Here is a 12,969-nt window from a genome sequence, read left to right as displayed (position 1 = left end):
GCACTGGCATGGTCGACAATCACTTCACCCTCTACGTGGATAGCCGCTTCACCAGCCCCTTCGCGCTCTCCGTGTATGTGGGGCTCAAGGAAAAGGGCCTGGCGTTCGATACCGTCACCGTAGATTTGGCCGCAGCCGAAAACGTGACTGGCGCGCTGGCCGAGCGCCTGCCAACCCGTCGCGTGCCTACGCTGGTGCATGATGGCTTCGCGCTGGCTGAATCCACCGCCATCACCGAGTACCTCGACGAACTCTTTCCGCAAGTGCCATTGTACCCGGCCGACCCTCAATCCCGTGCCCGCGCGCGACAGGTACAGGCCTGGTTGCGCAGCGACCTGGCCGCGCTGCGCCAGGCGCGGCCTACCGAGGTGATTTTCCGAGGCGAACGGCGAGGGCCGTTGTCTGCGGATGCCCAAACGGCGGCCACCAAGCTGATCGCTGCCGCCGAAGCCCTGTTGCCGCTGGGTGCGAGCCACCTGTTCGGCCAATGGAGCTTGGCCGATGTAGACCTGGCGGTGATGCTCAACCGCCTGGTAAGCCATGGCGACCCGGTGCCTGAACGGCTGCGTGCGTATGTGCTGGAACAATGGCAGCGGCCTTCGGTGCAAGCCTGGTGCGCCCTCGGTGCCTGAAGCATATGGTTATGCATTAAGGGTATTTAAATTTCGGTTCTTATGCTTCTAAGCTGGCGCCGCCCGCAGCGAGCGTGGCGGCGCGCTCGGCGCCTCTCATTCCACTACCCAAGAGAGCACCCATGGCTTCGGTACGTTCTATTGCCCTGCTGGCCGCTGTGATCGGCGGTATTACTGCCCAGGGCGCGCAGGCGGAAGGCAAGATCAGCATCGCCCAGCAATTCGGCATCGGTTACCTCATCCTGGACGTGGTGCGCGACCAGCACCTGATCGAGAAGCACGGCAAGGCCGAAGGCCTGGACATCAGCGTGGACTGGAGCAGCATCTCGGGCGCCACCGCCATGAACGAGGCGCTGCTGGCCGGTGCGCTGGACGTTGTGTCTGCAGGCGTGCCGCCCATGCTCACCGTATGGGACCGCACCCGCGGCAAGCAGAACGTGAAGGCCATTGCCTCCCTGGGCTCGATGCCCAACTACCTCCTGAGCAACCGCCCCGAAGTAAAAACCCTGAAGGATTTCACCGACAAGGACCGCATTGCCGTTCCGGCCGCCGGGGTGGGGTTCCAGTCCCGTACGCTCCAGCTGGAAACCGCCAAGGTATTTGGCAAGGACGACTTCAAGCGCTTTGACAACCTGTCCATCAGCCTGCCGCACCCGGATGCCACCTCCGCGATGATTTCGGGTGGCCTGGAGATCACCGCGCATTTCTCCAGCCCGCCGTTCCAGTACCAGGAGCTGGAAAACCCCAAGGTGCACAAGGTGCTCAGCTCCTATGACATCCTCGGCGGCCCGGCCACGTTCAATGTGCTCTACACCACCCAGAAATTCCACGACGAAAACCCCAAAACCTACAGAGCGTTCTATGCCGCGCTGGTAGAGGCCTCGCAGATCATCAAGGCGGACAAACCCGCCGCTGCACAAACCTACCTGCGGGTAGAGCAATCGAAGTTGCCGCTGCCGTTCATTGAGAAGATCGTTCAGGACCCTGAAATCGACTTCACCGTGGTGCCGCAGCGTACGTACATCTATGCCGAGCAGTTGCAGGAACTGGGCGTTCTGAAGAACAAGGCGGCCAGCTGGGAGGATTACTTCTTCGAGGAAGCCCACGGCGACGCTGGCAGCTGACCGTGATCGGCTAGGTGTGAGTCGCCAGCCAGTGGTGGATCATGCCGTTGAGACGCTCGCCCGAAAAGCTCGGAAAATGCCCACCGTGTACCGTTCGTACAGGCAAGGCAGCAAGCCGTTCCAGGCTCTGGCGGTAAGCATCGAGGTCTGAATGGTAGGCATCCTCGATCAGCGGGCCGTCATAAATGACGTCGCCGCTGAACAGGGTGCCGGTGCTGGCTTCAAACAGGCTGATGCCTCCGGGCGAATGCCCAGGCGTGTGGATCACTTGAAGCACCCGATTGCCGAGGTCAATCACGTCACCGTCCTCGATCAGCCGCGTTGCTGGCGCTGCCTGCACCCGATACTCCGCATAACACAGCGGGCAATCCGGGTGCGCTTCGAACATGTCATCCCCCACAAAGCCAGATGCCAGAGTGGCGTCATTGGTGGGGTTGGCGAGAATGTCCGCTTCGGCAGGATGCACCAGCCGCTCGGGAAATTCATGGTGGCCAGCGATGTGGTCAAAGTGTGTATGGCTGGCCACGGCCAGCAACGGGCGCTCCCTGAGCCACGGCAGCTGCTCGCGCAGGCTGACAACGCCGGAGCCCGTATCCACCAGCAAGTCCCGGTCACGGCCGCTCACGTGCCACAAGTTGCAGCGGTAGAACGGCCGCACCCAAGGCTCATGAATCAGCTTCACGCCGTCAGCCTTGCTGATCACTTCGAACCATTTATCCCGCGTGACGATCTTCAAGGGCACACTCCGCAGATCAATGCTGTGAGGCGGTTTCGCCCGCCGTGTCGGGACGCTGGCCCGCCCAGGCCACCGCGCACAGAATCAGCCCTCCGCCAGCGACCATTGCCAGGGTAGGGCGGTCACCGAACAGTAGCCAGGCGCCCACAATGGCATACACCGGCTCCATGGCAATCACTACAGCGGCGGTGTTGGCGCTTACCACCTTGAGCGAGCCAATGAACAGGGTATACGCCACCCCGGTGCACAACACGCCCAGTCCGGCCAGTAGCAGCCAGTCCTTTGCGCTCAACAGGCGCCATTGATCGCCAGCGAAGGGTAACAGCGCAAGCACGATGCCTACCATTTGCCACACGCTCAGGTGTAAGCCATCGGCCTGGAGGTTCATGCGTTTGTTGGCGATGGCGATACCTGCGTAGGTGGCCCCGCTGAGCACGCCCCAGCCAAGCCCGGCAAGCGCGTTGTGGCTGGCGCCGCCGGCGGGCCCGACGAGCATCAGCCCCAGGCTGGCAAGGCCGATGATTGCCCAGTCCTTGCCGGCCATAGGGTGGGAAAACAGTAGGCGCTCACCCAGTGCGGTGAACGCCGGGAACGTGGCGAAACCCAAGGTGGCGACGGCAACCCCGCCCACCTGAATGGCGACAAAGAATAATAACCAGTGCACGGCAAGCGCGGTGCCCAACAGCACCAGCTTTACGCTGTCCCGGGGAGGCAACGCGTGCCAGGGGGCGCTGCGACGCCACGCACACAGGGGCAGCAATACCGCAAGCGCAAAGGCCGCACGGCCAAGCACAATCATTACCGGGCTGGCGCTGAGCGCCTGGCCGAACAGCGCCGACAGCCCGTAGAGCAGGGCGGCGGCATGCAACTGTGCAAAGGCGTGGGAACGCTTCATCGAGAGCCCGCAAGACAGCCGCCCCCGCAGGGGCGGGAAATGGGGTTACAGCAGGCCTTCTTCTTTCATCGCCTGCTGGACGGAGGGGCGCTGGCTCAAGCGCTGGTGGTAGGCCACTACGGCAGGCCATGGGGTGAGATCGAATTTCGCCCGGCCGGCCCAGTTCAGCACGGTGAACAGGTAGGCGTCCGCCACGCTGAAATCAGTGAGTACAAACTCCCGGCCTTCCAGTTGCTTCTCCAGCCAGTTCAGGCGCAGGCCCAATAGCCCTGTCATTACCTCGCGCCATTCCGGCGTTTGTTTCGGGTTGAAGAACGAGCCCATGGTTTTGTGCAGCTCGGTGGAAACGAAGCTCAGCCACTCTTGCAGCTTGTAACGCTCGGCGGTGCCGGCGGCTGGCGCCAGGCCGCGATCCGGGTGCTGGTCGCCCAGGTACTGCAACACCACCTGCGCTTCGGTCAATACGCTGCCGTCGTCCAGCTGCAGGGCGGGTACGTAGCCCTTGGGGTTGATGTCCAGGTAGTTCTCGCCGGTGTCCGTTTGCTTGGTGGCACGGTCCACTTTCACCAGGGTGACAGGCGTAGCGGTTTCGCACAGCACAATGTGAGGCGCCAGGGAACAGGCACCAGGCAGATAGAACAGTTTCATGGCAAATCCTTGTTATGGGCGGTGCCGCGCGCGGCGGCGGGGGTGCTCGAGGCACAAGGGAACGCGCTGCCTTTGGCGAACTCTCAGCAACGAGGCCTTTTTTCTAGCCAGGAGCCCCATGAACATAGCGATCGATGAAGCGCATATCAATACAGCGGACCTGCGAGGTGCCGTTGAGTTGTGGCTGGTGCCCCCAGGGGCGGACCCTGAAGCCAGCGTGCACCCCAGCGGCCAGTGCCTGTGGCGGGGCCGGCCGGTGGTAAGCCATGACATGCTCAGCGAAGGCACTCATGAGCAGAACGTGCGCCGCGTGTGGTTGCGTGTTGCGCAACCTGAGGCGCCGGACACCGCAGCGCGTATCCGCCCTCTGGTAGAGCAGCGGCTGATGGAGCAAGGTTTGGAAGGGGAGTTCTTTCCCGCGGACGTGGCCGGCTGACCGGGCCGGCCTCAGCTCAAAACTGTGGGGCCCGGCGCAGCCGGGGAATACTCTTCAGGCTCCAAAACCTCATTGCAATCCTCAAAGCATTCGCGAGCTACCGCCCGCTTCCCACAGGTGACCTCACTCTTTCAGGGCCTTGTGGGAAGCCATTTGCCGCTTTGGTCCTGGCTCGTGAAGCATCAGCTGCGTCAATTCTGATAGTGGAATCAACCCCTCCCGCCGCAAATCACGGCGCCATGATCCTCGCAAGCTCGCCGCGCTGCTTGAGCTGCTCGAACGCTTCGGTAGCGCGGCGCACCACGTCGTCGGGCGTGCCCAGGCTGAATGCCAGGTAGGCATGGGCGGTGATCTGTTCGAGGGTCATCACCGGCTCGAGCGTGTAGAAGGGTATGTGCAGCTGCTCACAGAAGCGCCGGGCATCGCGCGGGGACAGCGGCACGAAGTCCACCTGGCCGGCCAGCAGCTTGCGCAGGTTATCCATGGGAGACGCCGAGATCACCAGGCGGGTGAAGCCTTCGTTGCGCAAATATTGATGGCGGACGTCGTCCCGTACCACGCCCATGTTGAAGGCCTTGGCATCGGCCAGTTCGTGCACATCCAGGCCGTCGTGGCCCTGGAGTTTGTAGAGTACGGTCTGGATTTCCTCGAATTCTCCAACCCACCTGAACAACCGCTCACGCTCCTGGGTGCGGATGATCGGATAGATCAGCACATCCGGTTCGGCCAGCGCAATGTCGTAGGCACGGGCCCATGGGTAGATCGCCATGGCGTAATCGGTAAGGCCGGCCTGCTTGAGGGTGGCCACCACCACCTCGGACGCCGGGCCCGCGACACGGCCGTTTTCGAGGTAGCTGTACGAAGACTCCTCGGTAATCGCTTCAAGGCGCGCGGCCTCGGCGTGGGTGGCCGTTAACACCAGCGCAAGCCCCACCAGGCCATTGCGCAAGTGTGACGTGATCATTCGCATACTCGGTTGCGGCCTCCATTCTTGGCCCGGTACAGCGCCTCGTCGGCGCGGTGTAGGAGTTGATCGAACACAGTCATGGCCGAGGGCTCGAGCTCGGCGATGCCAATGCTTACGGTAAGGTACGGTGAGATGGGCGAGGCGCCATGCGGGATCTGCCGGGCCGCCAGTGCCTCGCGCAGGCGTTCCCCCGCCTGGCGCGCATGCGCGGCGTCGCTACCGGGCAGCAGCACCGCGAACTCTTCGCCACCCAGCCTGGCAATCACTTCGCCGCTGCGCATGAACAGGGCTTTCATGGTGTCGGCAACCAGCCGCAGGCAGGCATCGCCGCCGCCATGGCCGTGGGTATCGTTGTAGCGCTTGAAGAAGTCCACGTCGCACATCAGCACGGTAAGCGGGCGACCACTGCGCAGCGCGCGGTTGAATTCGGCATCCTTGAGCTCATCGAAATAGCGGCGGTTGGCAAGGCCCGTGAGCGGGTCCAGCCGGGACAGGCTCTGCAGTTGTTCATTCGCGGCCACCAGTTCGGCGGTACGCTGCTCCACTTCCAGCGCCAGATGGTCGCGGCTGGCGGCCAGGGCCAGCTCGGCCTGATGCTGAAGTTCCAGGTACTGCGCCATGTTGTCCTGCAAGGCGTTAATGCGAACGGTCAGCAGATCCAGCTCGTCATTGCGGTTGCCGAGGCGCCCCAGCCGCAGCCGGTCAGCGAGGTTGGCCGGGGTGAGCCGTTCGAGGTGGCGGGCAATATGGCGCACGTGCACGGTCACCAGGCCGTTGAACATCAGCATGGTGATGCCGGCCAGCGCCAGGGCCTGGATGATCTGGGTGAGCATGATGGTCCACACTTCTTTCCACAGGCGCTGCCGCAGCAGGCCTGGGTCGCCTTCGATCACCAGCGTGCCCACCGGCTGTACGGCGCCGGGGTAGGGCGAAACAGTTAGGGCCCGGGTCAGAACAGGGGCCGGCCCGGTACCCAGGAAACCTGCGCGCTCGCGCACCAGCACTTCCTCGGCCCGCTCCGGGCGTGGAATGCGTAACGTTACCCGGCCCACTGGCGCCGCCTCGACCACGCTTTTAAGCTGCGCCTCGAGGCTGTCGCGGTCCATTTCCCAGATCGCCTTGGACAGCGAACCCTGGAACACCTGATCGATCAGTGCCAGCTCGCTGTTCATGGTCTGCACGCCGCTGTTCCACGCAAACCAGGTGCGCACGCAGACCGTGGCGAAGGTAAACACAAGGCAAAACACCAGGGTCGCCACCACCAACCGATGAGCCAGCGGGCGTTCGGCGTTCATGCTGGGGTGCGTAGGGTCGTCGTAATGTTCTGTGTTCAAGGGGCTAACCACTTGTGCACGATGGCGTCGTAGCGGCCGTCGCTGCGCAGCCGCTGCAACGCCGCGCGAAAGGCGTCTACCGTTTGCGGCGGTGTGGCAAGGCTGAAGGCGGCGCTAAAGCCACCGTCTTCGAGTTCCGGCAGCTCCAGGCTGCGGTGCAGTACCGCTGCGGCGTCGTCGCCCGCGTTACGAGCGGTGTAGGCCGCGTTGAGCTCGTCGGAAATCCACAACGCCACATGGCCGCGCTTGAGCTTTTCGTAGTTGAGCGCGTAGTGGTTGCTCTGCTGAAGGGTCTGGCCGATCTCGAAGTGATGGCTCAGCAGGAACTGCTCACCCACATCCTGATTGACCGTGGCGATCTGATAACGCTTTTCCAGGGCCTCCTGCAGGCTGGCCAGATCCACCGGTCGCGCCTCGCTGGAGAACAGGAACCACCGCGTAGGCGCAATAGGGCCGGCCCACTGGAACAGCGCCTCGCGTTCGGGGGTGCGGGTGATGGAGTAGATCATCACATTGTCGGCATGGAGGGCCAGGTCATAGGCCCTTGCCCAAGGCATGGCCTGGATCCGCGGCGCAATGCCCATTTCCTTGAATACCGCTTCCACTACCTCGGTGCTCAGCCCGGTGACATCCGTGCCAGACGTCATGTTATAGGGTGGCAATTCCTCGGTGACCACATGCAACGGCCCGGCCAGGCTCGGCAACGCCGCGCACAGCAGCGCGGCCGCGAATGCGGCGCGTAATCCGCGCAAGGGCCAGGCAGTGGGCATGATCGCTCTCCGTCACCGGGGTGGAAGGGGTGTGCCTAGGCTATCGGCATCCGGCCGCGCAACTTGACTGTTTACCTGCCCCTGCGTCAACAGGCCCGGCGCATGATGGTAAACTTCGCCACCCGGATATCGAGAGGCCCGACATGACCGAACCCGTTCGCTTGACCCAGTACAGCCATGGCGCTGGTTGTGGCTGCAAGATCTCGCCAAAGGTGCTGGAAGTGATCCTGGCGGGCAGTGGCGCGCAAAACCTCGACCCGGCGCTGTGGGTGGGTAACGCCTCCCGTGACGATGCCGCCGTATACGGCATCGATGCCGAACGCGGCGTGGTTTCTACTACCGACTTCTTTATGCCCATCGTAGACGACCCGTTCGACTTCGGGCGGATCGCTGCCACCAATGCCATCAGCGACATTTACGCCATGGGCGGCACGCCCTTGATGGCCATCGCCATTCTCGGCTGGCCGGTCAACGTGCTGGCCCCGGAAATCGCCCGGGAGGTGATTCGCGGTGGCCGCGCAGTGTGCGACGCCGCGGGTATCACCCTGGCAGGGGGGCATTCGATCGACGCGCCCGAGCCGATCTTCGGCCTTGCAGTCACCGGGCTGGTCAAGAAGGCACACCTCAAGCGCAATGACACCGCGACCCTGGGCTGCCAGCTGTACCTGACCAAACCCCTGGGCATCGGCATCCTCACTACCGCGGAAAAGAAAGGCCTGCTGCGCGAGCAGGACATCGGCCTGGCGCGTGACTGGATGTGCACGCTGAACAGTGCCGGTAGCCGATTCGCCCGGCTGCCCGGCGTACAGGCCATGACTGACGTCACCGGTTTCGGCCTGCTGGGCCATTTGCTAGAGATGGCCGACGGCGCTGGCCTTACCGCCCGGCTCGATGCCCAGGCGGTGCCTCGCCTGCCAGGCGTCGAACACTACCTGGCCCAGGGCTGTGCACCCGGCGGCACGCTGCGCAATTTTGACAGTTATGGCGAGGGGGTAAGCCCCATGAGCGAAGACACCCGCCTGCTGCTGTGCGACCCGCAGACCAGCGGCGGGCTGCTGGTGGCGGTGGCTCCCGGGGAAGACGCGGCATTTCTTGCCTGCGCGGCAGAGCTGGGGCTGGCGCTGCAACCGATTGGCGAAATGGTCGACCGCGCCGCCCACGCGGTCGAGGTGCTCTGATGGCCGAGAACACCGCCGACTTCCAGCGCTTGTTCCTGGAAGGCGTGCCAATGATGGACGTCCGCGCACCGGTCGAATTCAACAAGGGTGCGTTCCCCGGCGTGGTGAACCTGCCGCTGATGAACGACCGCGAGCGCGAGCGGGTGGGTACTGCCTACAAGCAGCACGGGCAGCAGGCGGCCATCGAATTGGGCCACACGCTGGTGGCCGGCGAACTCAAGCAGGCGCGCATCGAGGCCTGGGCGCGCTTTGCCCGGGAGCATCCCGAGGGCTACCTGTATTGCTTCCGCGGGGGCTTGCGCTCGCAGATCACCCAGCAATGGATCAAGGCCGAAGCCGGCATCGAGTATCCCCGGGTGTTGGGCGGCTACAAGGCGCTGCGCACCTTCCTCATCGACCAGACCGAAGAGGCCGTGGCCACCTGCGACTTCGTGTGCCTGGGCGGCATGACCGGCATCGGCAAGACCGAAGTGCTGGCCGAGCTGAACAACGCCGTGGACCTTGAAGCGCTGGCAAACCATCGCGGGTCCGGTTTCGGCAAGCGCGCCACGCCGCAGCCGGCACCGATCGCCTTCGAAAATGCCTTGGCCGTGGACATCCTCAAGCGCCGGGCCCGGGGGCAGCAGGCTTTCGTGGTAGAGGACGAAAGCCGGATGATCGGCAGCTGCGCCTTGCCGCTGTCGCTGTTCCGGCGTATGCAGCACAGCCCGCTGGTATGGCTGGAGGACAGCCTTGAATCCCGAGTCTCGCGCATCCTTCGCGACTACGTGGTGGACCTGTGCGCCGAGTTCGTGGCCCTGCACGGCGAGGAAGCGGGCTTCATCGCCTTCGCCGACAGGCTGCGGCAAAGCCTGGCCGGGATCGCCAAGCGCCTTGGCGGTGAGCGCTATCAGCGCCTGGCTGCCATCATGGACGCCGCCTTGGCTGAGCAGGGCAACGGTGGCGAGGTGACTGGCCACCGTGGCTGGATCGAAGGGTTGCTCAACGAGTACTACGACCCCATGTACGCCTACCAGCGCGATGCCAAGGGCGACCGGATCGAGTTCGCCGGGAAACGCGAAGCGGTGATCGAGTACCTTCGCGCCCGGCAGTAGGCCTGGGAATCCAGGGTTACAACACCACCAGCGCTACCAGCCCCCATACCGCGCCAAACACCATTACCAGCCCGCCGACGGTCCAGAGCACGCGGGCATCAAAGGATTTGCGCAACATCAGCAGCGACGGCAGGCTCACGCTGGGCAGCGTCATCAGCAGTGCCACCGCCGGTGCGGTGCCCAGGCCCAGGGCCATCAGCGTTTGTACGATCGGGATTTCCGCAGCCGTGGGAATCACGAACAGCGTGCCCACGATGGCCATGGGTACCAGCCAGCCCAGGCCTTCGCCGAAGCCGCCTTCCACGTGCGGGAACAGCCATACCCGCGCCGCGCCCAATACCAGCACGGCCAGCACATACACCGGGATAGTGCTCCAGAACAACTGCCACAGGCTGACTCCCCAACGGCGCAGCAGGCTACCTTCCGGCTCGGCCGAAGCGGCCTGCACTGCATCCACCGCAGGCTCGGGCAACGTATTGGGGCCAGACAGGCGTTGGGCAATCAGTGCCACGCCCAGTACCAGCACAACGCCACCCACCAGGCGCAGCGCGGCAAAGCCCCAGCCCAGCACGAAGCCCATGAACACCAGTGTGGCCGGGTTCAGCACCGGGTTGGCAATCCAGAAGGCCAACGCCGCGCCCACCGACACCTGTTGCTTGCGCAACCCGGCCGCCACTGGCGCGGCGCAGCAGCTGCACATCATCCCCGGCAACGCAAACAGCCCACCGCGCAGGGTAGAGCCGAAGCCGGCCTTGCCGAACGCTCGCAGCAGCCAGTCCCGTGGAATGAGCACCTGCAATAGCGAGCCGAGGATTACCGCCAGCACCGCGGCTTTCCAGATCGCCAGGAAGTACACCTGGGCGTACGCCAGCGCGGCGGCCAACGGCGCAACTTGATGGTCGTCGATGATCGATGTGCCGATGCTGTGGTTCTGTGCTGCCACGAAGGACTTCAGGTAATACGGCGACCACTTCACGTAGTACAGGCCCAACACGGCGACCAGAACGAAAAGCAGGGGTTTCCACCAGAAAGACCAGCCGCGGGGCTGGGAAGGCGAAGGCAGGCTGTGCATGGCTGATGTCCAAGTTGAAAACCGCCGCATGATACTGGGTCGGTGGCATTAAGGGACAGCACCTGCCGGTGCGATGCGCTGGCCGGTACACCCTGCCGGGCATAGCAGCCCAAGTGCCCGGGCCTGCCCTGACCAGCCGCCGCGTCAGGCTTGCCGCCGCCCTGGCAGCATGCCCTTGAGTACCCCGTCGCGGTCGATGAAGTGGTGCTTGAGGGCAATCAGCCCATGGCCAGCGACCAGCGCGCCGCACGCCCAGGCCACATAGGTATGGAACAGCTTCACGTAGGGGGCGACACCGCCGTGCTCGCCGGTAAGCGGCGGCAGCTGGAACAACCCCAGCACCATGATCGGCCGACCAACCACCGAGCTCCAGAGCCAGCCCGATATCGGCAGGGCCAGAAGCGCCACGGCATACAGCACCATGTGGCCATGATGGGCAGCCTTGCGCATCAAGGGGGATAAGTTGCCGGGCAGGGCAGGGGCGGGGTGAGTGAGGCGCCAGGCCACCCGCAGCACAATCAGGAACAGCAATGTGCTGGCAATTGCCTTGTGCCAGAAGGTGATCTGGTGGTCTTCATTGATCGCATGCCAATGTACGGCCGAGAACCCCAGCACCCAGGCGCCAATCCAGATGCCGGCCATAAGCCAATGCAGCCACTTGGCGGTGGCAGTGTAATGCTCGGGGGCGTCGTGCATGGTGACCTCGCTGTCGCCAAAGAAGGCGCCCCTGCCATACCTTGCCACTCAAGGTATGGCCAATGGCCGCGCCGCTAGTTAAGCACACTGCGAGGTAACGTGCAGCGCCTCCTCGGGCTGAGTGTCTACTGGCTCATAGGGCAGGCCCACGTAGTTCTCGGCAATGGTCTGGCGACCGGCTTCGGCGCTGACGAAGTAGTCCAGTTCGGTCGCAGTGATGCGTTCGCTGAACGCATCGGCACCCGGGAAGCGGTGGAGCATGGAGGTCATCCACCACGAGAACCGTTCGGCCTTCCACACTCGCCGCAGGCAGATTTCCGAATAGCGTTGCAGCAAGTCGGTACGGCCTTCCTGATACACCTTCACCAGGATGTCGAACAGGGTGCTCACGTCGCTGGCCGCCAGGTTCAACCCCTTGGCGCCGGTAGGTGGCACGATGTGCGCGGCGTCGCCCACCAGGAACAGCTTTCCGTATTGCATAGGCTCGACCACGAAGCTGCGCAGCGGCGCGATGCTCTTTTCAATCGAAGGCCCCGTCACCAGCTTACTGGCAAGGTCCTGCGGCAGGCGGGCCTTGAGCTCGTTCCAGAAGCGATCGTCGGACCAGTCCTCGACCTTTTCCTCGGCATCTACCTGGACGTAGTAACGGGTACGGGTTGGCGAGCGCATGCTGCACAAGGCAAACCCGCGCTCATGGGTGGCATATACCAGCTCTTCGTTGACCGGCGGGGTATCGGCCAGGATGCCGAGCCAGCCGAACGGGTACACGCGCTCGAAGGTCTTGATGGCATCGGCGGGGATGGATTGCCGGGCAACGCCGTGGAAACCATCACAACCAGCGATGTAGTCGCAATCGAGGCGGTGGGTTTCGCCATTGTGCTCGTAGGTCAGCCATGGGCGCTCGCCCTTGGGGTCATGGATCTGAACGTTGCTGGCCTGGTACACCGTTGTGGCGCCTGCCGCCTCGCGAGCCGCCATCAGGTCGCGGGTCACTTCGGTCTGGCCGTAGATCATGACCGTCTTGCCGCCGGTCAGGCCCTTGAGATCGATATGCACCCGGCGCCCGCTCAAGGCCAGCTCGAAACCGTCGTGCACCAACCCCTCGGCGTCCATCCGTTCGTGAACGCCGGCCTTGCGCAGCAGTTCAACCATGCCTTGTTCCAGCACCCCGGCGCGGATGCGGCTGAGTACGTAGTCAGGAGTTTGCCGTTCGAGGATGACGTTGGGAATGCCAGCGCGATGAAGAAGCTGGCCGAGCAGCAGGCCCGACGGGCCAGCGCCGATGATTGCGACTGGAGTATGCATGGGGCGTCTCTTATGGTTATTGTGCTTGGAATGCCTGTATTTTTCGTTGCTCCCGTTGCGGCGCACAGGTGAAAACGGCTAA

The 12,969-nt window shown here is 63.8% G+C and carries 14 protein-coding genes; 5 read left to right on the top strand and 9 right to left on the bottom strand.

The features are described from left to right. The first annotated feature begins 8 nt into the window (after positions 1–8). On the top strand, positions 9–632 hold the full coding sequence (gene yfcF / locus LG385_RS12205) for a glutathione transferase (protein ID WP_225774511.1): 624 nt from the start codon (positions 9–11) through the stop codon (positions 630–632). Positions 633–754: 122 nt separating this feature from the next. Continuing rightward, on the top strand, positions 755–1,756 hold the full coding sequence (locus tag LG385_RS12200; protein ID WP_225774510.1) for an ABC transporter substrate-binding protein: 1,002 nt from the start codon (positions 755–757) through the stop codon (positions 1,754–1,756). Between the two features lie 10 nt (positions 1,757–1,766). Here the strand turns inward: LG385_RS12200 and LG385_RS12195 are convergent, their stop codons facing one another. The 3 genes from LG385_RS12195 to gstA are packed head-to-tail and all read right to left on the bottom strand — an operon-like array spanning position 1,767 to position 4,035. After that, complete coding sequence (locus LG385_RS12195) at positions 1,767–2,492, bottom strand: MBL fold metallo-hydrolase (RefSeq protein ID WP_225774509.1); 726 nt, start codon at positions 2,490–2,492, stop codon at positions 1,767–1,769. 16 nt (positions 2,493–2,508) lie between these two features. Next, positions 2,509–3,387 (bottom strand): DMT family transporter, encoded by an 879-nt coding sequence (locus LG385_RS12190; RefSeq protein WP_225774508.1) that lies wholly within the window; start codon positions 3,385–3,387, stop codon positions 2,509–2,511. A 45-nt stretch (positions 3,388–3,432) separates the two neighbouring features. Next, a complete protein-coding gene (gene gstA / locus LG385_RS12185) occupies positions 3,433–4,035 on the bottom strand; it encodes a glutathione transferase GstA (RefSeq protein ID WP_225774507.1) in 603 nt (200 codons plus the stop codon). A 118-nt stretch (positions 4,036–4,153) separates the two neighbouring features. Between gstA and LG385_RS12180 the strand changes: the two genes are divergently transcribed. Next, positions 4,154–4,471 carry a hypothetical protein gene (locus LG385_RS12180; protein WP_225774506.1) on the top strand — a complete coding sequence of 106 codons (318 nt, stop codon included), beginning with the start codon at positions 4,154–4,156 and terminating at the stop codon, positions 4,469–4,471. 229 nt (positions 4,472–4,700) lie between these two features. Here LG385_RS12180 and LG385_RS12175 read toward each other — a convergent pair whose 3' ends face one another. Genes LG385_RS12175 through LG385_RS12165 form a run of 3 tightly spaced genes read right to left on the bottom strand, consistent with a single transcriptional unit; the run spans position 4,701 to position 7,542 of the window. Continuing rightward, positions 4,701–5,435: a substrate-binding periplasmic protein gene (locus tag LG385_RS12175; protein WP_225774505.1), complete on the bottom strand. Its 735-nt coding sequence runs from the start codon at positions 5,433–5,435 to the stop codon at positions 4,701–4,703. Beyond that, entirely contained in the window at positions 5,432–6,772 is a 1,341-nt protein-coding gene (locus LG385_RS12170) for a GGDEF domain-containing protein (protein WP_225774504.1), read from the bottom strand. Before LG385_RS12170 ends, LG385_RS12175 begins: the two co-directional genes overlap by 4 nt. Beyond that, entirely contained in the window at positions 6,769–7,542 is a 774-nt protein-coding gene (locus LG385_RS12165) for a substrate-binding periplasmic protein (protein WP_225774503.1), read from the bottom strand. Before LG385_RS12165 ends, LG385_RS12170 begins: the two co-directional genes overlap by 4 nt. A gap of 143 nt (positions 7,543–7,685) precedes the next feature. Here LG385_RS12165 and selD point away from each other — a divergent pair, with 143 nt between their 5' ends. Next, on the top strand, positions 7,686–8,720 hold the full coding sequence (selD, locus tag LG385_RS12160; RefSeq protein WP_225774502.1) for a selenide, water dikinase SelD: 1,035 nt from the start codon (positions 7,686–7,688) through the stop codon (positions 8,718–8,720). Next, positions 8,720–9,814 carry a tRNA 2-selenouridine(34) synthase MnmH gene (gene mnmH / locus LG385_RS12155; protein WP_225774501.1) on the top strand — a complete coding sequence of 365 codons (1,095 nt, stop codon included), beginning with the start codon at positions 8,720–8,722 and terminating at the stop codon, positions 9,812–9,814. The genes selD and mnmH overlap by 1 nt, the downstream gene beginning before the upstream one ends. 16 nt (positions 9,815–9,830) lie before the next feature. On the opposite strand, the gene LG385_RS12150 is transcribed toward mnmH, so the two are convergent. From LG385_RS12150 to pobA, 3 genes are all read right to left on the bottom strand, one after another. Continuing rightward, the gene (locus LG385_RS12150) at positions 9,831–10,886 is read right to left on the bottom strand and encodes a permease (RefSeq protein ID WP_225774500.1); all 1,056 of its coding nucleotides are present in this window, start codon (positions 10,884–10,886) and stop codon (positions 9,831–9,833) included. Between the two features lie 144 nt (positions 10,887–11,030). After that, positions 11,031–11,582, bottom strand: a complete 552-nt coding sequence (locus tag LG385_RS12145; RefSeq protein ID WP_225774499.1) for a cytochrome b — start codon at positions 11,580–11,582, stop codon at positions 11,031–11,033. Positions 11,583–11,660: 78 nt separating this feature from the next. Then, positions 11,661–12,887, bottom strand: a complete 1,227-nt coding sequence (gene pobA, locus LG385_RS12140) for a 4-hydroxybenzoate 3-monooxygenase (RefSeq protein ID WP_225774498.1) — start codon at positions 12,885–12,887, stop codon at positions 11,661–11,663. Positions 12,888–12,969: the final 82 nt, after the last annotated feature.

Origin of the sequence: Pseudomonas sp. Marseille-Q5115, from assembly GCF_916618905.1 — a bacterium.
GTDB classification, from domain to species: Bacteria; Pseudomonadota; Gammaproteobacteria; order Pseudomonadales; family Pseudomonadaceae; genus Aquipseudomonas; species Aquipseudomonas japonica_A.
This window is presented reverse-complemented; position numbering and strand designations above follow the sequence as displayed.